This is a genomic window from Cellulomonas sp. B6 (assembly GCF_001462455.1).
Lineage (GTDB): Bacteria > Actinomycetota > Actinomycetes > Actinomycetales > Cellulomonadaceae > Cellulomonas.
Genome location: NZ_LNTD01000229.1, coordinates 1 through 19,994 on the forward strand (window position 1 = coordinate 1; position 19,994 = coordinate 19,994).

Consider the following 19,994-nt stretch of genomic DNA (forward strand, 5'->3'; position numbering starts at 1 on the left):
GTCGCCCCCCGGGGCCGCCGCACCCGTCGCGGCGGCCCCGGGGGGCGACGGTGGGGCGGGGCACGACATGCCCGGCACGGCGGGCACGCACCACGGCGGAGCGGGCGACGGCACGCGCGCGGCCGACCTGCTCGACCTCATGGCCGCACCCGACGACGCGTTCGTCGCGCGCGACGCGACGCTGCCGCCGGTCGGCGACGGCACGACCCACCACGTCACGCTCGAGGTCACCGAGACCGTCCAGGAGGTCGCCCCCGGCGTCACGCGCACCGCCTGGACGTTCGGCGGCACCGCACCCGGCCCGGTGCTGCACGGGCGCGTCGGCGACACGTTCGTCGTCACGCTCGTCAACGACGGCAGCCTCGGGCACTCGGTCGACTTCCACGCCGGGGCGCTCGCACCCGACGACGTGATGCGGACCATCGAGCCCGGCGAGACGCTCACGTACACGTTCCGCGCGACCCGCAGCGGCATCTGGATGTACCACTGCTCGACCATGCCGATGAGCCTGCACATCGCCAACGGCATGTTCGGCGCGGTCGTCATCGACCCGCCCGGCCTGCCCGAGGTCGACCACGAGTACGTGCTCGTGCAGTCCGAGCTGTACCTGGGCAAGCAGGGCGGCACCGCCGACGAGGCCGCGCTCACCGCGCAGCAGCCCACGCTGCTGACGTTCAACGGCTACGCCAACCAGTACCGTGACCGACCCCTCGCGGTCCGCGCGGGCGAGCGCGTGCGCGTGTGGGTGCTCGACGCCGGGCCGAACCGGCCGTCGTCGTTCCACGTCGTCGGCGGGCAGTTCGACACCGTCTACCGCGAGGGCGACTGGACCCTGCGCGACGGCGGGTCGACCGGGACCGGTGGCTCCCAGGTGCTCGCGCTCGCGCCCGCCGAGGGCGGGTTCGTCGAGCTGACCTTCCCCGAGGCGGGCACGTACCCGTTCGTCACGCACGCCATGGGCGACGCCGAGCGCGGCGCGCAGGGACGGTTCCGCGTCACGGACTGACGGCGACGACGCCACGCGGCCCGGGGGAGTTCTCACACCCCGGGCCGCCGGCGTGTGCGCGGAACGTTGCGGGCCGGTGACGCGGGTGCGCGTCCGGGCGAAACACGCGCTGCCTAGCGTCCTGCTCGACGCCGGCCCCACGCGGCGACGCCCGCCGGGCACCGCCCGGCCCCGACGCCCGACCCCGCGCAGCCCTGCACGGACCGACGCCCGGAGGCTCCCCGTGACCCAGACCCCGACGACCGACGCGCCCGCCGCCGCGGCGACCGCGCCCGCAGACCCCACCCCGGCACCCCCGACCGCGGCACCCGACGCCGAGGTCCTCACCCCCGCGGGCGTCGAGCCCGTGCTCGTCCGGCACCGCGGCCGCTGGCTGCACGGCTGGGACCCCGAGGCGCCCGAGCAGTGGCGTACCGCGGGGCGCGCCGTCGCGCGCCGCAACCTCGTGCTGTCGATCCTCGCGGAGTTCCTCGGGTTCGCGGTGTGGGCGCTGTGGAGCATCGTCGTGCCGCAGCTGCCGGCGGCCGGGTTCGCGCTGACCGCCGACCAGATGTTCTGGCTCATCGCGGTGCCGTCGCTCGTCGGCGCGACGCTGCGCATCCCGTACACGTTCGCCGTCCCCGTCTTCGGCGGGCGCAACTGGACCGTCGTGTCCGCGCTGCTGCTCCTGCTGCCCGCCGGTGCGTTGACGTGGGCCGTGCAACGACCCGACCTGCCGTTCGGCGCGCTGCTCGCGGTCGCCGCGCTCGCGGGCGTCGGCGGCGGCAACTTCGCGTCCTCGATGGCCAACATCTCGTTCTTCTACCCCGAGCGCGAGAAGGGCCGGGCGCTGGGCCTCAACGCCGCGGGCGGCAACGTCGGCACCGCGGCCGTGCAGCTCGCGGTGCCGCTGGTCATCGTCGGCGCGGCCGGCGTGCACCTCGAGCGGGCCGGTCTGATGTTCGTGCCGCTCGCGATCCTCGCCGCGGTGCTCGCGTGGCGGCTCATGGACAACGTCAAGGACGCCGCGGCCGACCCGCGCGCGTACGGCTCGGCCGCGCGGCACCGGCACACGTGGGTCATCTCGTTCGTGTACATCGGCACGTTCGGCTCGTTCATCGGGTTCTCGGGGGCGTTCCCCACGCTGCTCAAGGCCCAGTTCCCCGACGTGACGCTCTCGATCGCGTTCCTCGGCGCGCTCGTCGGCTCGGTGGCTCGGCCGGCGGGCGGTGCGCTCGCCGACCGTCTCGGCGGCGCCCGCGTCACGGTCGCGGCGTTCGCGGTCATGGCGGTCGGGACGGTGTCGGCGATCCTCGCGCTGCGGGCCGGGTCGTTCCCGCTGTTCTTCGGCTCGTTCCTGCTGCTGTTCCTCGCCACGGGCGCCGGCAACGGGTCGGTGTACCGCATGATCCCGGCGGTGTTCCGGCACGGCGCGACCGACGACGCCGACCGCGGGCGGCGGGCCAAGGCCGCCGCGGGGTGCATCGGCATCGCGGGCGCGGTCGGGGCCGTCGGCGGGTTCCTGGTGCCGCGCGGGTTCGCGGCGTCGACCACCGCGACGGGCGGCATCGAGGCGGCGCTGTGGGTGATCGTCGCGACCTACGCCGTCATGGCCGCCACCACGTGGGTCGTGTACGCGCGCCGCGGCTCGGCGTTCGGCGACGCCGTCATCTGATGACGGCCACCACCACCGCGCGGGACGAGCGCACGGCCACGACGCAGGTCGCGACCGTGTGCTCGTACTGCGGCGTCGGCTGCGGGATCGTCCTCGACGTCGGGGACGACGGCACGGTGCGCCGCGCGAGCGGCGACCGGTCGCACCCCGCGAACGCCGGGCGCCTGTGCACCAAGGGCGCGACGAGCGCGACGATGCTCGCGGCCGGCGGACGCGTGACGACCGCGCTCGTGCGGCCCGAGCGCGGCACCGAGCCCGTGCCGGCCGACGTCGACGTCGCGGTCGCGGACGTCGCCCGCCGGCTGCGCGCGATCCTCGACCGCGACGGTCCCGACGCGATCGCGCTGTACGTGTCGGGCCAGCTGAGCATCGAGGCGCAGTACCTGGCGAACAAGCTCGCCAAGGGGTACCTGCGCACGCGGTGGATCGAGTCGAACTCGCGGCTGTGCATGGCGAGCGCGGGCACGGGCTACAAGCTGTCGCTCGGTGCGGACGGCCCGCCGGGGTCGTACGACGACCTCGACCACGCCGACGTGTTCCTGCTCGTCGGCGCGAACATGGCCGACTGCCACCCCGTGCTCTTCCTGCGGCTGCTCGACCGCGTCAAGGCCGGCGCGAGGCTCATCGTCGTCGACCCGCGGCGCACGGCCACGGCCGAGAAGGCGGACCTGTTCCTGCAGGTCCGGCCGGGCAGCGACCTCGCCCTGCTCAACGGGCTGCTGCACCTGCTCGTCGAGGCCGGCGCGGTCGACGAGGAGTTCGTCGCCGAGCACACCGAGGGCTGGGACGCGATGCCCGCGTTCCTCGCCGACTACCCGCCGGACGTCGTCGAGCGGCTCACGGGCGTGCCCGCGGCCGACCTGCGCGCGGCCGCCGCGATGATCGCCGGTGCGGGCGACTGGGTGTCGTGCTGGACGATGGGCCTCAACCAGTCGACCCACGGCACCTGGAACACCAACGCCCTGGTCAACCTGCACCTCGCGACCGGTGCGATCGGGCGCCGCGGGAGCGGCCCGTTCTCGCTCACCGGCCAGCCCAACGCGATGGGCGGGCGCGAGATGGGCTACATGGGCCCCGGGCTGCCCGGTCAGCGCAGCGTGCTCGACGCCGACGACCGCGCGTTCTGCGAGGAGCTGTGGGACCTCCCGCCCGGGACGATCCGCACCGAGGTCGGCACCGGCACGGTCGACATGTTCCGCCGCATGGCCGACGGCGAGATCCGCGCCGCGTGGGTGATCTGCACCAACCCGGTCGCGTCGGTCGGCAACCGCCGCACCGTGATCGAGGGTCTCGAGCGCGCCGAGCTCGTCGTCACGCAGGACGTGTTCGCCGACACCGAGACCAACGCGTACGCCGACGTCGTGCTGCCGGCCGCGCTGTGGTCCGAGGCCGACGGCGTCATGGTGAGCTCCGAGCGCACCATGACGCTCGCGCGGCGGGCGCTGGCCGCACCGGGGCAGGCGCTGCCGGACTGGCAGCTCGTCGCGCGCGTCGCGACCGCCATGGGCTTCGACGGGTTCGCGTACGCGTCGTCGCAGGAGGTCTTCGACGAGCTGCGACGCGCGAGCAACCCGCGCACGGGCTACGACCTGCGGGGCGTCAGCTACGAGCGGCTGCGCCGCGAGCCCGTGCAGTGGCCCTGCGCGTCCGCCGACGCGCCCGCGCGCAACCCCGTGCGCTACCTCAACGACGGCGCGCACCAGCCGCTGCTCACCCGCCCCGACGGCACGCGCCCGCGCCTGGCGTTCCCCACGCCGAGCGGTCGTGCGGTCTTCCACGCGCGCCCGCACGTCGACCCCGCCGAGCTGCCGGACGACGACCACCCGTTCTGGTTCACGACGGGCCGCGTGCAGCACCAGTGGCACACCATGACCAAGACCGGCAAGGTCCCGGCGCTGAACCGGCTCGAGCCCGGCCCGTTCGTCGAGGTGCACCCCGAGGACGCCGCGCGGCTCGGGCTCGTCGAGCGGGCGCCCGTCGAGGTCGCGTCGCGGCGCGGCCGCGCGGTGCTGCCGGTCGTCGTGACCGACCGCGTGCGCCCCGGCACGCTGTTCGCCCCGTTCCACTGGAACGACGTGTTCGGCGAGTACCTCGCCGTCAACGCCGTCACCCACGACGCGGTCGACCCGCTGTCGCTGCAGCCCGAGCTCAAGGCGTGCGCGGTCGCGCTCACGCCCGTCGTGGGCGTGGCCGACGGCACGCGGGCGTCCGACGCCGTGGCGGGTGCCGCCGTCGACGACGCCCCCGCGGGCCGGGCGGGGGAGCCCGGGCCCGGCGCACGGGCCCTCGACGGCCCCGCCACGATGCGCGCGCTCGCCGCGGCGCTCGGCGTCGACGACGTCGCGCCACCCGCGCTGGGCGACGACGAGCGCCGCTACCTCGCGGGGTTCCTCGCGGGCCTGGGACGCGGTGCCGACGCCGCCGGCGGGACGCCCGTCCTGCCGACGTCGGCACCCCTGCGCGGCGACCACGCGCTGTGGGTCGACGGCGTGCTGGCCGGGATGTTCTCGCGCACGGCCCCGCCGGCCGTCCCACCCGCACCCGCACGGACCGTCACCGTGCTGTGGGCGTCTCAGACGGGCACGGCCGAGGAGGTCGCCGGCGTGGTCGCGCAGCGCCTCGCGGACGCCGGGCACACCCCCCGGGTCGTCGCCATGGACGACGCGCTCGCGGACCTGCCGCGTCGCGGTGACGTCGTGCTGGTCACGAGCACGTTCGGCGACGGCGACGCGCCCGACAACGGCACCGCGCTGTGGGAGGCGCTCGCCGACCCGCAGGCGCCGTCGTTCGGCGGCGCGCGGTTCGCCGTGCTCGCGCTCGGCGACCCGACGTACGACCGGTTCTGCGGCCACGGCCGGCGCCTCGACCACCGGCTCGCCGAGCTCGGCGCGCAGCGGCTGGTCGAGCGGCTCGAGCGCGAGCCCGGCGACGACACGGCGGTCACGACGTGGCTCGACGGGCTGCTCGCGGCGCTGACCGGCGGCACCGACGACGCCCCGGGACCGCGCGACGTCGACGGGCCGCCCGGCCGGGCGCCCGCGCGCACGGCACCCGCCGCGCTACCCACAGCGCCACCGACAGCACCACCGGCAGCGTCACCGACCGCGTCGTCGGACGCCGCGCCACCGGCGCACGCGACCCGGCGCCACCCCGGCGCGGCGCGCCTCGTCGGGCGCCGCCGCCTGGGCGCCCCCGGTTCGGCCAAGGAGGTCCGCGAGATCCTGCTCGACACCGCGGGCTCGCCGCTGCCGGTGCCGTACGCGGCCGGCGACGCGCTCGCGGTGCGTCCGCTCACGGCCGCGCCGCTCGTCGAGGAGTGGTGCGCGGCGACGGGCCTGGACCCCGGCGCGACCGTCGAGCACGACGGCGCGACGCTCGCGCTGGGCGACGCGCTGCGCACGCGCCTCGACCTCGGGCGCCCGACGCCCGCGCTGCTGCGGTTCGTCGCCGAGCGGACCACGCGCACCGCGGGCGACGAGCTGCGCCGCCTGCTGCGCACGGGCGACCGCGCGGCCCTCGACGCGTGGACGTGGGACCGCGGCGTCGTCGACGTCGTCGCGGCGCACCCGCTCGACGCGACGCCCCAGGAGTGGGTCGACGCGCTGCGCACGCTGCAGCCCCGTGCCTACTCGATCTCCTCGAGCCCGCTGGTCGACCCCGAGCGGGTGCGGCTCACGGTGTCGGTCGTGCGCTGGGCCGGACCGGACGGCCGCGCGCGCGGCGGGACGTGCTCGACGTACCTCGCCGACGCACCGGCCGACGCCGAGGTCGCCGTGCACGTGCAGCCCAGCGCGCACTTCCACCCGCCGCAGGACCCGGACGCCCCCGTCGTCATGATCGGCCCGGGCACGGGCGTGGCGCCGTTCGTCGGGTTCCTGGCCGAGCGTGCGGCGCGCGGCGACCGGGGCGAGAGCTGGCTGGTGTTCGGCGAGCAGCACGCCGCGACGGACTTCTGGTACCGCGACGAGCTCGCCGCCTGGCAGGACGCCGGCGTGCTCACGCGCCTCGACGCGGCGTTCTCGCGCGACCAGCGGCAGAAGGTGTACGTGCAGGACCGCCTGCGCGAGCACGGGCCCGCGCTGTGGTCGTGGCTCGAGCGCGGCGCGCACGTGTACGTGTGCGGCGACGCCCGGCGCATGGCGCCCGACGTCGACGCGGCGCTGCGGGACGTCGTGGCGCGCGAGGGACGGCTCGACGCCGACGCGGCCGCGGCGTACCTCCGGCGGCTGGCCGCCGCGCGGCGGTACGTGCGCGACGTGTACTGAACCGGTGAGCGGGCCCCGACCCGGCCCGGACGTCCGCCGGCCGGTCAGACGGGGACCACTCGCGGGAACACGGCACCGCGGCCGTGCGTTGGCCCGGGCGTGCCCGCCCGCCCGGTGCGCACCCCCGACCCCGCTGGAGGTGCCGTGCGCGGCCGCAGGACCCGTGTCGTCGTCGCGACGTTCGTCGTGCTCGGGCTCATCGGCTCGCTCGCGATCGGGCTCGTCGCCGGGACGGGCGGCGGCGGTCGTGTCGAGGTGCCGTCGTCCGGGCCGTGGGCCGTGCTGGTCGGCCCCGAGCACCCGACGGTCGCGTCGTGCACCGACGACCCCGCCGTGGAGCGCGTCTCGGTGCCCGACGGTCAGGAGGGCGGTGCGCTCGCGGTCGTGCTGTACGCCGACGCGGCCCGCCCCGACCTCGACCGCGTGCTCGCGTGCCTGCTGCGCGACCCGGGCGACGCGCAGGTGCAGGTCGTGCAGGTGTCGCGCGGCGTGCAGGGCTGATCGCGTCGAGCACGGACCGCCCCGCGCACGGGCGTCCGGTGCGGGACGCGGCGTCGGGGGCGACGCCCGTCAGGCGACCGTGACGTCGAGCGTGTCGTAGCCCGTCGCGCCGTCGGGGACGACGCCGGCCGGGACGCCCGTCTGCGGCCCCTCGGGGTCCCACGCGCGGACCGCGAGCACGTGGTCGCCCGGCGTGGCGTCCGGCCACGTCCACCGCCACTGCCGCCAGGCGTCGACGCCGCCGTCGGCGGCGAGGTCGGCGTCCTGCCACGGCCCGTCGTCGACGCGCACCTGGACGCGCTCGACCCCGCGGTGCTGCGCCCACGCCGTGCCGGCGACCACGACCTCACCGGCGGTGATGTCCGCGCCCCGGCGGGGCAATTCGATGCGCGACTGCGTCTTCACGGGTCCGCGCTCGGACCAGCCGCGCTGCGTCCAGTACGCGCTGACCCGGTCGAACCGCGTGACCTCGAGCTCGGTGACCCACTTGGTCGCGGACACGTAGCCGTACAGCCCGGGCACGACCATCCGGACGGGGAAGCCGTGCTCGGGCGGCAGGGGGGCGCCGCCCATCGCGACGGCGAGCAGCGCGTCGCGGCCGTCGGTGAGCGCCTCGAGCGGCGTGGAGGCGGTGAACCCGTCGACGCTGCGCGAGAGCACCATGTCGGCGTCCGCGGTCGGCACGGCCCGCGCGAGCACCTCCCGCACCGGCAGGCCGAGCCACCGCTGGTTGCCCACCAGGTCGCCCCCCACGGCGTTGGACACGCACGCGAGCGTCACCCACGCCTCGACGAGCTCGGAGGCGAGCAGCTCGTCCCACGTGAGCACGACCTCCTGCTCGACCAGGCCGCGCACGCGCAGGCGCCAGCCGCTCGGGTCGACCTGCGGCACGACCAGCGCGGTGTCGATGCGGTAGAAGTCGGCGGGTGGCGTGACCCACGGCCCGACGCCCTCGACCTGCACGTCCGGGGGCGGCGTCGGTGCCGGGCGGGCTGCGGCGGGCAGGCGCAGGGCGCTGCGGGCCGCCTGCGCGCCGCGGGCACCCGTCGCGGCGACGCGCCCGGCCACGGCGGCGGCGACCCCGAGCACGGACGCCAGCGCGGTGAGCCGGAGGAACGCACGGCGGTCCGGCGACGGCCGGGGGAGGACGGCGTCGGCGTCGGTTCGGGCGTCGACGCGGGACGGGGGCGGGGGCAGACGACCCACCAGGGTGCTCAGCGTCCACAGGCCCGCGACGGTGCCGACCACCGCGGGTGCCGGTGCGAGCGTCCCGGCGTCGGGCCGCAGGGTCGCGGCGAGCGCCGCGACGCCTCCGAGCGCGACGACGAGCACGGCACCGACCGGCCACCGGCGACGCGCCGCGACGCCCGCGACGGCCGCGAGGCCCGCGAGCACGAGCGCCTCGCCGATGCCGAGCACGAGCTTGTCGGCGGTGCCGAACGCGCGCACCGCGGCGTCCTTGAGCCACGCCGGGGTCGCGTCGACGAACGCCGCGCCCACCGCGACGAGCGGGTCGGTCGACGGTCCCGTGACGATCGCGACCAGCGCACCCGCCCCGACGGTCACCGCGCCGGCCGCGAGGCCGGCGAGCGCCGCGAGCGCGTCGGGGGTGCGCGGACGGTGCGTGCGCGCGGGCGGCACCGCGGGGGTCGTCATGCGCGCCACGCTAGGCCGCGGGCACGGCGCGCGCCACGGCGCACGGGACGAAGGTCTCACACGCGAGGCCCGCCCGGTGAGAGGGAAACGTTCCGACGCCGAAACGGCGGCGCACCCCTGCCGGAAACGGCCGGTTCGTAGCGTCGAGGCACGCCCTCGCCCCACCCGGACCTCCTGGAGGCCCCATGGACCCCCGTCATCTCGTCGTCGTCGGCGGCGGCATGGTCGCCCAGCGCCTCGTCGAGGCCCTGCGCGACCGTGACACCGCCGGCACGTGGCGCGTCACGGTCCTCGCCGAGGAGCCGCGCCGCCCCTACGACCGCGTCGCGCTCACGAGCTACTTCGCGGGCCGCACCCCCGACGACCTCGCGCTCGGCGACGCCGCGCTGTGGGACGACCCGCTCGTCACGCTCGTGCGCGGCGACGCCGTCACCGTCGTCGACCGCGCGGCCCGGACCGTCACGGCCGCCTCGGGCCGCACCTACGCCTACGACCACCTGGTCCTCGCGACGGGGTCGTCGGCGTGGGTGCCGCCCCTGGAGGGTGCCGACCTCGAGGGCGTGTTCGTGTACCGCACGCTCGACGACGTCGCGGCCCTGCGCGGCCACGTCACGCGCCTGGCCGAGCAGCGGCCCGTGCGCGGGGTCGTGCTCGGCGGCGGTCTGCTGGGCCTGGAGGCCGCGGGCGCCCTGGACGCGCTCGGCGCCCGCGCGACCGTGCTGCAGGTCGACACGCACCTCATGTCCGCGCAGGTCGACCTCGGTGGCGGCGAGGCGCTGCGGCGGCTGATCAACCGGCTCGGCATCGGCGTGCGCACGCAGGCCAGGACGACGCGTGTGCTGCCGCACCGTCGCGGGGGCGTCGGCCGCGTCGAGCTCGCCGACGGCACGCGGCTCGACGCCGACGTCGTGGTCGTGGCGGCGGGCGTGCGTCCGCGCGACGAGCTCGCGCGCACCAGCGGCCTCGAGATCGGCCCGCGCGGCGGCGTGGTCGTCGACGACACGTGCCTCACGGCCGACCCGCACGTCTCGGCGGTCGGTGAGGTCGCGTGCATCCAGGGCGTGTGCATCGGGCTCGTCGCGCCCGGGTACACGATGGCCGAGGTGACGGTCGACCGGCTGCTCGGCGGCCGGGCCGCGTACCCCGGTGCCGACACCGCGACCAAGCTCAAGCTCGCGGGTGTCGACGTCGCGAGCTTCGGCGACGCGTTCGCCCGCACGCCGGGCGCGCTCGAGGTCGTGTGGGCCGACCCGGTCGCGGGCGTCTACAAGAAGCTCGTGGTGTCCGACGACGCCCGCACGCTCCTGGGGGGCGTGCTCGTCGGCGACGCGAGCGCCTACGCGAGCCTGCGCCCCATGGTCGGCCGCGAGCTGCCCGGCGACCCGGGCGCGTTCCTGCTGCCCGCCGGGGGAGCTGGCGCACCCGACCTCGAGCTGCCCGACGAGGCCACGGTCTGCTCGTGCAACAACGTCACCGCCGGGTCGATCCGGCACGCCGTGACCGACGAGGGCTGCCACGACCTCGGCGCCGTCAAGGCGTGCACGCGCGCCGGCACCAGCTGCGGGTCCTGCCTGCCGCTGGTCAAGAAGCTCGTGACCACCGAGCTCGCGGCTCTCGGCGTGAGCGTCAGCACCGCGCTGTGCGAGCACTTCGCGCTGTCGCGGGCCCAGCTCTACGACGCCGTGCGCGTCGCCGGCCTACGGACCTTCACCGAGGTCGTCGAGCGGTTCGGCACGCACGGGCGCGGCTGCGACCTCTGCCGCCCCGCGGTCGCGTCGATCCTCGCGACCACGGCCCCCGCGCACGTGCTCGACGGCGAGCGCGCGGCCCTGCAGGACACCAACGACCACGTCATGGCGAACCTGCAGAAGGACGGGTCGTACTCGGTGGTGCCGCGCATGCCCGGCGGCGAGGTCACGCCCGAGGGGCTCATCGTGGTCGGCGAGGTCGCGCGCGACTTCGGGCTCTACACCAAGGTCACGGGCGGCCAGCGCATCGACATGTTCGGCGCGCGCATCGACCAGCTCCCGCTGATCTGGCGGCGGCTGGTCGACGCGGGCTTCGAGTCCGGGCACGCGTACGGCAAGTCGCTGCGCACCGTGAAGTCGTGCGTCGGGTCGACGTGGTGCCGGTTCGGCGTGCAGGACTCCGCGGCGCTCGCGGTCATGCTCGAGCTGCGCTACCGCGGCCTGCGCTCGCCGCACAAGATCAAGCTCGGCGTCTCGGGCTGCGCGCGCGAGTGCGCCGAGGCCCGCGGCAAGGACGTCGGCGTCATCGCGACCGACAAGGGCTGGAACGTGTACGTCGGCGGCAACGGCGGCTTCACGCCCCGCCACGCGCGTCTGCTCGCCGAGGACCTCGACACCGAGGCGCTCGTGCGGACCATCGACCGCTTCCTGCTCTACTACGTGCGCACGGCCGACCGCCTGCAGCGCACCGCGCCGTGGATCGAGGAGGTCGAGGGCGGCCTCGAGGGCGTGCGTGCCGTCGTCATGGACGACGCGCTGGGCATCTGCGCCGACCTGGACGCGCAGATGGACGAGCACGTCGCGCAGTACGAGGACGAGTGGCGCGCGACGCTCGACGACCCCGAGAAGCTCCGGCGGTTCGCGTCGTTCGTCAACGCCCCCGACGTGGCCGACCCGTCCCTGGCGTACGTGCCCGAGCGCGGCCAGGTCCGCCCCGCCACCGCCGACGAGCGCGCCGTGCTCGTCGCCGGCACCACCCTGGAGGTCCGCTCGTGACGACGCTCGACGCCCCCACGACCACGTGGCTGACCGTGTGCCGGCTCGCGGACCTCGCACCCGAGCGCGGTGCCGCGGCGCTCGTGCCCGACCGGGTGGACGGTGCACCGACGCTCACGCAGGTCGCGGTGTTCCGGCTGCTCGACGACACGGTGCACGCCGTGCAGCAGCACGACCCGTTCAGCGACGCGCACGTCCTGGCCCGCGGGATCGTCGGGACGCGCCGCGTCGACGACGCCGACGTGCCGACCGTCGCCTCGCCCATGTACAAGCAGGTGTTCGACCTGCGCACGGGTGCGTGCCTCGACGTCGCGGGCAAGACGCCGGTCGCGGGGCACGGCGCGGACCTGCGGACGTGGGGCGTGCGCGTCGTCGACGGCGACGTGCAGCTCGCGGTGCTCGGCGGTGCGGGGTGACGGCGCTGCTGGGAATCGAGCTCGCGGGTCGCGCCGTGCTCGTCGTCGGTGGGGGACCGGTCGCGGCACGACGCGCGCAGGCGCTGGCCGACGAGGGCGCGCTCGTGCACGTCGTCGCGCCGCACGTGTGCGAGCCCCTCGCCGACCTGGTCGTCGCGGGCCGCGCCCGCTGGTCCGACCGCGAGGTCGTCGAGACCGACCTCGACGACGTGTGGCTCGTGCACACCGCGACGGGCGAGCGTGCGGCGGACGCCGCGGTCGTCGCGTGGGCCACCGCCCGGCGGGTGTTCTGCGTCGACGCCGGCGGTCCGCGCCGCGCGGCCGCGGGCACGGCCCGCACGCCCGCCACCACGCGCACGGGTGACGTGCTCGTCGGCGTCGTGTCGGCCGTCGGCGCCGACCCGCGGCGCAGCGTCGAGGTGCGCGACCGGCTCGTCGCGCACCTGCACGCCGGCGAGGTCGACCTGCGCCGGCGCCGTCGCGGCGCGGGCCGGGGCCGCGTCGTGCTCGTCGGCGGGGGACCGGGCGACGTCGACCTGCTCACGGTCGCCGGACACCGCGCCCTCGCCGAGGCGGACGTCGTGGTCGCCGACCGCCTCGGCCCGACCGACGTGCTCGACCAGCTGCCCGCCGACGTGGAGGTCGTCGACGTCGGCAAGTCGCCCGGGCACCACCCCGTGCCGCAGGACGAGATCAACCGGGTCCTCATCGAGCACGCGCAGCGCGGGCGTGTCGTCGTGCGACTCAAGGGCGGGGACCCGTTCGTCTACGGCCGCGGCGGCGAGGAGGTGCTCGCGTGCCGCGCCGCGGGCGTGCCGGTGAGCGTCGTGCCGGGTGTCAGCAGCGCGTTCGCTGCCGCCGCGGCGGCCGGGGTGCCGCTGACGCACCGCGGCGTCGTGGGCGCGGTGCACGTCATGAACGGCACCGACGGCTGGTCGGCCGCCGCGCTCACGGGCCTGCGTGACCGCTCGTGCACCGTCGTCGTGCTCATGGGCGTGGCCGCGCTGCCCGGGCTGGTGCGCGACGCGCTGGCCGGTGGCGTCGACCCCGACGTGCCCGTCGCGGTGGTCGAGCGCGCGACGCTGCCCGACCAGCGCGTGACGCGCGCGCCGCTGCACGAGGTCGCGGCTGTCGCGGCCGCGCGCGGCGTGCGCGCGCCGGCCGTGGTCGTCGTCGGTCACGTCGCGGCGCCCGACCTGCTGACGCCCACGGCGGCGGACCCCGCACCGGAGCTCGTGGACGAGGTGGACGCCACGCCCCCGGCGCCGGTGACAATGGACGCGTGAGCGCACAGATGATCGACCAGACCCTGGCCGGTTGCGTCGTGCTCGTCACGGCCGACCGGCGCTCCTCCGAGCTGCGGGCCGCGCTCGAGCGGCGCGGCGCGAGCGTGCGGCACGCGGCCGCGCTCGGCATGGTGCCGCACACCGACGACGCGCTGCTGCTCGAGCGCACGCGCAGCGTGCTCGCCGAGCCGCCCGACACCGTCGTCGTCACGACCGGCATCGGCTTCCGCGGCTGGATCGAGGCGGCGGACGCCGCGGGTGTCGCCGACCGTCTGCTCGAGGTGCTCGCGGGCACCCGGATCGTCGCGCGCGGCCCCAAGGCGCGAGGGGCGATCCAGGCCGCCGGGCTGAGCGCCGACTGGGTCGCCGAGTCCGAGACGAGCGCCGAGATCGCCGAGACGCTCCTTGACGAGGGCGTCGCGGGCCGTGACATCGTCATCCAGCACCATGGCGCCGGTGCCGACGGCCTCGACGAGGCGTTCGCGCTGGCCGGGGCGCGCGTGCGCAGCCTCGTCGTGTACCGGTGGGGGCCGCCGCCCGACCCCGCGCTGGTGCGGGACTCGACGCGCGCGGTCGCCGACGGCGAGGTCGACGCCGTGGTCTTCACCTCGGCGCCCGGCGCGGCGGCGTGGCTCGACGCCGCGCGCGACGCCGGCGCGCTCGACGACGTGCTGGGCCGGCACCGCACGGGCGCGGTGGTGTTCGCGGCCGTAGGTCCGGTGACCGCCAAACCGCTGCAGGAGGCCGGCATCGAGCCGCTCGTGCCCGACCGCGGCCGCCTCGGCTCGCTCGTGCGCGCGGTCGTCACGCATTACGGCGGCATCGAGGCCCTCGACACGGTCGCCGGCCCGCTGCGCGTGCACCGCGCGGCCGCCGTGCTCGACGGTCGCGTGCTGCCGCTGTCGCGCACGGGCCTGGAGGTGCTGCGGCTGCTCGCGCACGCACGCGGCTCGGTCGTCCCGCGCGACCAGGTGCTCGCGGCGCTGCCGGGCGACTCGTCCGACCCGCACGCGGCCGAGGTCGCGATCGCGCGGCTGCGCGACGCGAGCGGCAGCCGCGCCCTCGTGCGCACCGTCGTCAAGCGCGGGTACCGCCTCGAGCTTCAGGAGCAGTCATGACCACCACCCCCGCGCCCGTGCTCGTCGGCTGCTCGCACGGCACCGACAGCCACGCGGGCCGCGCCGCGATCGCCTCGATCCTCGTCGACCTGGCGGACCTGCGGCCCGAACTCGACGTGCGCGAGGCGTTCGTCGACGTGCAGCAGCCCGAGCTGCCCGACGTCGTGGCGGACGCCGTCGTCGACGCCCCGACGGTCGTGGTGCCGCTGCTGCTGTCGACGGGCTTCCACGTGAAGACCGACGTCGCCGAGGCCGTCGACCGCGCCGGTGCCGCCGCGGGCCGGCCGATGGGTCCCGACCCGCGTCTCGTGGAGATCCTCGCCGACCGGCTCGCGGCCGCGGGGCTGCGCGACGACGACGCGGTCGTCGTCGCGGCGGCCGGGTCGAGCGACCCCGAGGCCGCGACCGCGGTGCGCGAGGTCGTCGCGGGCCTGGCCGAGCGGCTGGGTCGACCCGTGACGGTCGGGTACGGCGCGGGCGCGCACCCGCGCGTGCCCGTCGCGATCGCCGACGCGCGCACCACACTGGCCCCGGGCGGGCGCGTCGTCGTGGCGTCGTACCTGCTGGCTCCCGGCTTCTTCCTCGACCGTGTGCGCGAGGCCGGCGCCGACGTCGTGGCGGCGCCGCTGGCACCGGACGTGCGGCTGGCGCAGATCGCGCTCGACCGGTTCGACGAGGTCAGCGCGCAGGCGTCGGCGACGTGGGTGCCGAGCGCGTCGCGCGCGGGAGCGTGAGCAGCGCCGACGCGACGAGGCACCTCACGAGTCCCGGTGCTCGATCTCGCCGGATCCGGGGCACCGGCGTGCACGCCGCACCGCCCGGTGTGACGGTGGACGGCATGAGCGAGCAGACCACGGGCTACGACCCCGCGCAGGACCCGGACGCCGACCCCGCCAGCCTCAACCCGCGCACGGGATCGCAGGCCGCCGGCGGTGACGAGCAGGACGTCGACACCGACGCCGAGCCCGCCAACCTCAACCCGCGCGGCACCGAGGGCGAGGTCTGAGCGGTCCGGTGCCGCGTCGGACGCCCGTCGTGTCGGTCGTCGTGCCCGTGCGGGACGACGCCGCGCACCTCGACGCGTGCCTGCATCTGCTCGCCGCGCAGACCCGCCCGCCGGACGAGGTGGTCGTGGTCGACAACGCGTCGAGCGACGCGAGCGCGCAGGTCGCGCACGAGCACGGGGCACGCGTGGTCGTCGAGCCGCGCGTCGGGATCCCCGCCGCGGCCGCAGCGGGGTACGACGCGGCGCGCGGCGACGTCGTGCTGCGGCTCGACGCCGACTCCCGGCCGGCCTCCGACTGGGTCGAGCGCGCGCTCACGACGCTCGCCGACCCCCGGGTCGACGCGGTGACGGGCCACGGCGTGTTCGACCTGCCGGGGCGGCGCGGCGTGGGCCTCGCGCGCGCCTACCTGGGCGCGTACTACGCGCTGGGCCACCTCGGGGCCGGCCACCCGGTGCTGTGGGGGTCGTCGATGGCGTTCCGCGCGTCGGTGTGGCGCGCGGCGCGGCACCGCGTGACCCGCACGGGCGACGTGCACGACGACCTCGACCTTGCGCTGGCGATCGGGCCGGGTGCGCGCGTCGTCGTCGACCCGGGATGGTCGGTCGGCGTGTCCGCGCGTGCCGTACGCCCCGGGCGGCAGTGGGTGCCGCGCGTGCGGCGCGCGCTCACGACGCTCGCGCGGCACTGGCGGCGCGTGCCGCCGTGGCGACGGTGGTTGGACCACCGTCGGTCGAGGTCGGCCTGAGCTGTACCGGGTGTGCATCCGCGGGCCGTGCGTGGGGGATCGGCTGCCCCAGGGAACCACGAAGGCCCCAGGTCGATGACCTGGGGCCTTGCTGGTGGGCGATACTGGGATCGAACCAGTGACCTCTTCCGTGTCAGGGAAGCGCGCTACCGCTGCGCCAATCGCCCGCGTGGGGTGCTACGAGGTGGAGACGGGATTCGAACCCGTGTATACGGCTTTGCAGGCCGCTGCCTCGCCTCTCGGCCACTCCACCGCTGAGACCGCAGTCCACGACGGCGGTGACGCCGAAGGGGATAGCCTCCGAGCGGACGACGGGATTCGAACCCGCGACCCTCACCTTGGCAAGGTGATGCTCTACCACTGAGCCACGTCCGCACGCTCAGTCCCGCCGTTTCACCGGCGTTTCCTGGTGCGTCGAAGACTCTAGACGACAAACTCGGGGAGAGTCCAACCGGCTCGCTGAGCGCGTCGTCACAGCGTGCCCCCGGCGTGTCCGCGTGACGAGCGCGGGGGAGTGTGCTGCCTGTCCGTCCGCAGGTCACCGGGCGTCCGCCGACTCGTCGCGCGTCGCTCACCCGGGCGTCGCTGGAGGACGCCGTGACGTGGTCGTGCCGCGGGTCCGGTGCGCCGCGTCGGTAGGTTGGGGCCGTGCCCGCACCCGCGATCCCGCCCGCCCCCGTGGCGCCGGGCGTCGCGTGGTTCGGTGGGCGTCGGGCGATCGGCGTCGTCGAGCACGCGGACCTGCGCGAGCGCCCCGGCGCACTCGCGACACCCGGCTGGTGGGCACTCGTGGGGGAGTTCGAGGGTCGCGTCGACGCATGGCGGTTCGCGCGCGTCGGGCCCGACCGGGTCACCACCGACCCCGCGACGTGGCGAGGCCCGGACCCCGGCACGTGGACGACGTCCCTCGACCGGGGCTCGTACGTCTCCGCGGTCGACGCCGTGCGTGCGCACGTCCGCGAGGGGCTCGTCTACCAGGCCAACCTCTGCCGCGTGCTGTCCGCGCCCCTGCTCGCTGCCGGTGGCGACGAGCCGGACGCGCGCGCCCTCGCGGCGCGCCTGGCGGCCGGCAACCCTGCGCCGTACGCGGGCGGCGTGCACGTGCCGTCCGGCGGCGCCGTGCCCGGCACGTGGGTCGTGACGGCCTCGCCCGAGCTGTTCCTGCGCGTGCGCGACGGCGTCGTGACGTCCGGCCCCATCAAGGGCACGGCGGCAACCCCGGGCGGCCTCACGGCCAAGGACCGGGCCGAGAACGTCATGATCACCGACCTCGTGCGCAACGACCTGCAGCGCGTGTGCCGCCCCGGCACGGTCGCGGTGACCGACCTGCTCGCGACCGAGGCCCACCCCGGCCTCGTGCACCTGGTCTCGACCGTGGCCGGCGAGCTCGAGCCCGGTGTCGCGCACGCGCCCGACCTCGTCGCGCGGCTGCTGGACGCGACCTACCCGCCCGGCTCGGTGTCCGGTGCGCCCAAGAGCTCGGCCCTCCGCGTCATCTCCGAGCTCGAGCCCGTGCCGCGCGGCCCGTACTGCGGGCTCGTCGGCTGGGTGCGTGTCGGCGAGGACGGCACGGTCGAGGCCGAGCTCGCCGTCGGCATCCGCACGTTCTGGTGGCGCGACGGCACGCTGCGGTTCGGCACCGGCGCGGGCATCACGTGGGGGAGCGACGCCGCGGCGGAGTGGGACGAGACCGAGCTGAAGGCCGCGCGGCTCGTCGCGCTCGCGTCCGGGCCCTGACGCGCCCGCCGCGCGACGCCCGGTGGCAGGATGACCGGGTGGACCTCGCGATCTGGGCCGGCGGCCGGCTGCACACCCCCGACGAGCCCGTGCTGACGGCGGTCGACCACGGCCTGACGGTCGGCGACGGCGTCTTCGAGACGTGCGGCGTGCACCGCGGCACCGCGTTCGCCCTCACGCGCCACCTCGCGCGTCTGGAGCGCTCCGCGGCGGGCCTGGGCCTGCCGCCGTTGCCGCTCGACGAGGTCCGCGAGGGTGTCCGCGCCGTCCTGGCGGCCGCGGGCGACCGCGCCGGCCGGCTGCGCATCACCGTGACGGGCGGACCCGGCCCGATGGGGTCGCAGCGCCTCGCGCCCGCCGAGCAGCGGCCGACCGTGGTCGTCGTGGCGGCGCCCGGGGGAGCGAGCGACGTGTCGCGGGCGGTGCGCGTGCCCTGGGTGCGCAACGAGCGGTCCCCGATCGCCGGGCTCAAGACGACGTCGTACGCCGAGAACGTCGTCGCGCTCGCGCGGGCGCGCGAGGTCGGCGCGGACGAGGCGCTGCTCGCCGACACGCGGGGGCGCCTCAGCGAGGGCACCGGCTCGAACGTGTTCGTCGAGGTCGGCGGCGAGCTGCTGACGCCCTCGCTCGAGACCGGCTGCCTCGCGGGCATCACGCGCGACCTGCTGCTGCTGTGGGGTGCCGAGGCGGGGCTGCCGGTCCGCGAGGCCGCGCCCGACGAGCTGCCGTGGGAGGTGCTCGACGACGTCGTGGCCGGGCGCGCGCACCTCGTGCTCACGGGCTCCGTCCGCAACGTCACGCCCGTCGTCCGGCTCGACGACGCCGACGTGGCCGCGGGCCCGCTGTCGGTCGAGGCGCGCCGCGTCTTCCTCGCACGGCTCGCGGACGACCTCGACCCCTGACCCGTCGTCGCCGCGCGACCGCTCCCCGACGCGCGACGGCCGGTCCCGCGAGGCGGGACCGGCCGGGTGCCGTGGGACGCCGGGGCGTCGGGAGGGAGGTCGTCAGGCGGTCAGCAGCGCCGCGATGAGCGCCGTGATCTCGCCCTCCATCTTGTCGGACTCGTTGCCGACCGGGACGAGCGACTCGGTCGCGGCCAGGAACCGCAGCAGGGGCTCGGTGGGCGCCGCCAGCAGCGCGCTGCCCTCCACGCCCGACAGCGAGACGAGCGTGTAGTCGGGGTCGTCGTCGCGCCACACCTGCACGTCGCCCGTGCCCGCCGGGGCGTCCGCGACCGCGTGCACGCCCTGCACCAGCAGCTCGCGCCCCAGCAGCCACGTGGACATAGTGTGCGCGCCCGTGAAGACCGCGCGGACCGTGTACGGGTCGGTGGTCCGGAAGGACAGCTCCGCGGACACCGGGATGACTGTCGCGTCGGACCCGATCAGCTGCATGGCGACGACCTCGACGACGTCGTACGACGAGTCCGTCATCAAGGTCCTCCTGTCGCGGGTGCGGCCCGTCGGCGGGCCGTGGGAACACATCATGGCAGGACGGATGTCCCATTGGACCGGTGCGTGCCCACAGTTCACCCGCCCGGACCCTTCCTGACCAGTAGGAAAGCGTTAGCCATCCCGTCACGGGTGATCGGTAAGCGCCTTCTGCGGTGCTTTGCACGACTTCCCGTGCCGATCGCGGGCTCGGTTCGGAGATCCGGCCGACGTCCGCTAGCATCGTCTCCCGTGCCGCCCCCGGGTGGTGCACGTCGTTCGACACGACGGGCGATTGGCTCAGTGGTAGAGCGCCTCGTTCACACCGAGGAGGTCACTGGTTCGAACCCAGTATCGCCCACCCGCACAGCACGCCCCCGGCCTCGGCCGGGGGCGTGCTGCGTCTCCCGGGGATCACGCCCGTCGTCC

Annotated in this window: 15 protein-coding genes and 4 tRNA genes; 14 read left to right on the forward strand and 5 right to left on the reverse strand. The window is 76.4% G+C overall.

The features are described 5' to 3' along the window. The 4 genes from ATM99_RS16675 to ATM99_RS16690 all read left to right on the forward strand — a co-directional run. Nucleotides 1-1,006, forward strand: a 1,006-nt coding sequence (locus tag ATM99_RS16675) for a multicopper oxidase domain-containing protein (protein ID WP_223305220.1), incomplete at its 5' end; no start/stop codon positions are given. A 223-nt stretch (nt 1,007-1,229) separates the two neighbouring features. Next, complete coding sequence (locus ATM99_RS16680; protein ID WP_062103952.1) at nt 1,230-2,660, forward strand: MFS transporter; 1,431 nt, start codon at nt 1,230-1,232, stop codon at nt 2,658-2,660. After that, nucleotides 2,660-6,925: a bifunctional nitrate reductase/sulfite reductase flavoprotein subunit alpha gene (locus ATM99_RS16685; RefSeq protein WP_062103953.1), complete on the forward strand. Its 4,266-nt coding sequence runs from the start codon at nt 2,660-2,662 to the stop codon at nt 6,923-6,925. The genes ATM99_RS16680 and ATM99_RS16685 overlap by 1 nt, the downstream gene beginning before the upstream one ends. Before the next feature lie 144 nt (nt 6,926-7,069). Beyond that, complete coding sequence (locus ATM99_RS16690; protein WP_062103954.1) at nt 7,070-7,426, forward strand: hypothetical protein; 357 nt, start codon at nt 7,070-7,072, stop codon at nt 7,424-7,426. A gap of 69 nt (nt 7,427-7,495) precedes the next feature. Here the strand turns inward: ATM99_RS16690 and ATM99_RS16695 are convergent, their stop codons facing one another. Next, nucleotides 7,496-9,082 carry a molybdopterin-dependent oxidoreductase gene (locus ATM99_RS16695; protein WP_062103990.1) on the reverse strand — a complete coding sequence of 529 codons (1,587 nt, stop codon included), beginning with the start codon at nt 9,080-9,082 and terminating at the stop codon, nt 7,496-7,498. Between the two features lie 185 nt (nt 9,083-9,267). On the opposite strand from ATM99_RS16695, the gene nirB reads away from it, so the two are divergent. From nirB to ATM99_RS16730, 7 genes are all read left to right on the forward strand, one after another. Then, entirely contained in the window at nt 9,268-11,826 is a 2,559-nt protein-coding gene (gene nirB / locus ATM99_RS16700; protein ID WP_062103955.1) for a nitrite reductase large subunit NirB, read from the forward strand. Then, the gene (gene nirD, locus ATM99_RS16705; protein WP_062103956.1) at nt 11,823-12,242 is read left to right on the forward strand and encodes a nitrite reductase small subunit NirD; all 420 of its coding nucleotides are present in this window, start codon (nt 11,823-11,825) and stop codon (nt 12,240-12,242) included. The genes nirB and nirD overlap by 4 nt, the downstream gene beginning before the upstream one ends. Then, complete coding sequence (gene cobA, locus ATM99_RS16710) at nt 12,239-13,528, forward strand: uroporphyrinogen-III C-methyltransferase (protein WP_062103957.1); 1,290 nt, start codon at nt 12,239-12,241, stop codon at nt 13,526-13,528. Before nirD ends, cobA begins: the two co-directional genes overlap by 4 nt. A gap of 8 nt (nt 13,529-13,536) precedes the next feature. After that, nucleotides 13,537-14,646 carry a uroporphyrinogen-III synthase gene (locus ATM99_RS16715; RefSeq protein ID WP_062103958.1) on the forward strand — a complete coding sequence of 370 codons (1,110 nt, stop codon included), beginning with the start codon at nt 13,537-13,539 and terminating at the stop codon, nt 14,644-14,646. Then, complete coding sequence (locus ATM99_RS16720; protein WP_062103959.1) at nt 14,643-15,380, forward strand: sirohydrochlorin chelatase; 738 nt, start codon at nt 14,643-14,645, stop codon at nt 15,378-15,380. The genes ATM99_RS16715 and ATM99_RS16720 overlap by 4 nt, the downstream gene beginning before the upstream one ends. A 104-nt stretch (nt 15,381-15,484) precedes the next feature. Then, nucleotides 15,485-15,652 (forward strand): hypothetical protein, encoded by a 168-nt coding sequence (locus ATM99_RS19515; RefSeq protein WP_190278866.1) that lies wholly within the window; start codon nt 15,485-15,487, stop codon nt 15,650-15,652. Nucleotides 15,653-15,660: 8 nt separating this feature from the next. Next, nucleotides 15,661-16,398: a glycosyltransferase family 2 protein gene (locus tag ATM99_RS16730; protein ID WP_062103961.1), complete on the forward strand. Its 738-nt coding sequence runs from the start codon at nt 15,661-15,663 to the stop codon at nt 16,396-16,398. 92 nt (nt 16,399-16,490) lie between these two features. Here ATM99_RS16730 and ATM99_RS16735 read toward each other — a convergent pair. From ATM99_RS16735 to ATM99_RS16745, 3 genes are all read right to left on the reverse strand, one after another. Then, nucleotides 16,491-16,565: transfer RNA gene (locus ATM99_RS16735), tRNA-Val, on the reverse strand. A gap of 15 nt (nt 16,566-16,580) precedes the next feature. Next, nucleotides 16,581-16,651: transfer RNA gene (locus tag ATM99_RS16740), tRNA-Cys, on the reverse strand. A 50-nt stretch (nt 16,652-16,701) separates the two neighbouring features. After that, nucleotides 16,702-16,773, reverse strand: a tRNA-Gly gene (locus ATM99_RS16745). Nucleotides 16,774-17,046: 273 nt separating this feature from the next. On the opposite strand from ATM99_RS16745, the gene ATM99_RS16750 reads away from it, so the two are divergent. Together ATM99_RS16750 and ATM99_RS16755 are read left to right on the forward strand one after the other, a co-directional pair. Then, nucleotides 17,047-18,135 (forward strand): chorismate-binding protein, encoded by a 1,089-nt coding sequence (locus ATM99_RS16750; RefSeq protein WP_223305223.1) that lies wholly within the window; start codon nt 17,047-17,049, stop codon nt 18,133-18,135. A gap of 38 nt (nt 18,136-18,173) precedes the next feature. Further along, entirely contained in the window at nt 18,174-19,037 is an 864-nt protein-coding gene (locus ATM99_RS16755; protein WP_062103962.1) for an aminotransferase class IV, read from the forward strand. 102 nt (nt 19,038-19,139) lie between these two features. Here the strand turns inward: ATM99_RS16755 and ATM99_RS16760 are convergent, their stop codons facing one another. Continuing rightward, on the reverse strand, nt 19,140-19,568 hold the full coding sequence (locus tag ATM99_RS16760; protein WP_062103963.1) for an SsgA family sporulation/cell division regulator: 429 nt from the start codon (nt 19,566-19,568) through the stop codon (nt 19,140-19,142). A gap of 286 nt (nt 19,569-19,854) precedes the next feature. Between ATM99_RS16760 and ATM99_RS16765 the strand changes: the two genes are divergently transcribed. Next, nucleotides 19,855-19,926: transfer RNA gene (locus tag ATM99_RS16765), tRNA-Val, on the forward strand. Nucleotides 19,927-19,994 lie beyond the last annotated feature (68 nt).

What these genes read in the sequence shown, in the direction of transcription:
- ATM99_RS16715 (WP_062103958.1), top strand. Translation starts at nt 13,537, where the DNA reads ATGATCGACCAGACCCTGGCCGGTTGCGTCGTGCTCGTCACGGCCGAC.
- ATM99_RS19515 (WP_190278866.1), top strand. Translation starts at nt 15,485, where the DNA reads ATGAGCGAGCAGACCACGGGCTACGACCCCGCGCAGGACCCGGACGCC.
- ATM99_RS16720 (WP_062103959.1), top strand. Translation starts at nt 14,643, where the DNA reads ATGACCACCACCCCCGCGCCCGTGCTCGTCGGCTGCTCGCACGGCACC.
- ATM99_RS16760 (WP_062103963.1), bottom strand. Translation starts at nt 19,568, where the DNA reads ATGACGGACTCGTCGTACGACGTCGTCGAGGTCGTCGCCATGCAGCTG.
- nirB (WP_062103955.1), top strand. Translation starts at nt 9,268, where the DNA reads ATGGACCCCCGTCATCTCGTCGTCGTCGGCGGCGGCATGGTCGCCCAG.
- ATM99_RS16685 (WP_062103953.1), top strand. Translation starts at nt 2,660, where the DNA reads ATGACGGCCACCACCACCGCGCGGGACGAGCGCACGGCCACGACGCAG.
- ATM99_RS16695 (WP_062103990.1), bottom strand. Translation starts at nt 9,082, where the DNA reads ATGACGACCCCCGCGGTGCCGCCCGCGCGCACGCACCGTCCGCGCACC.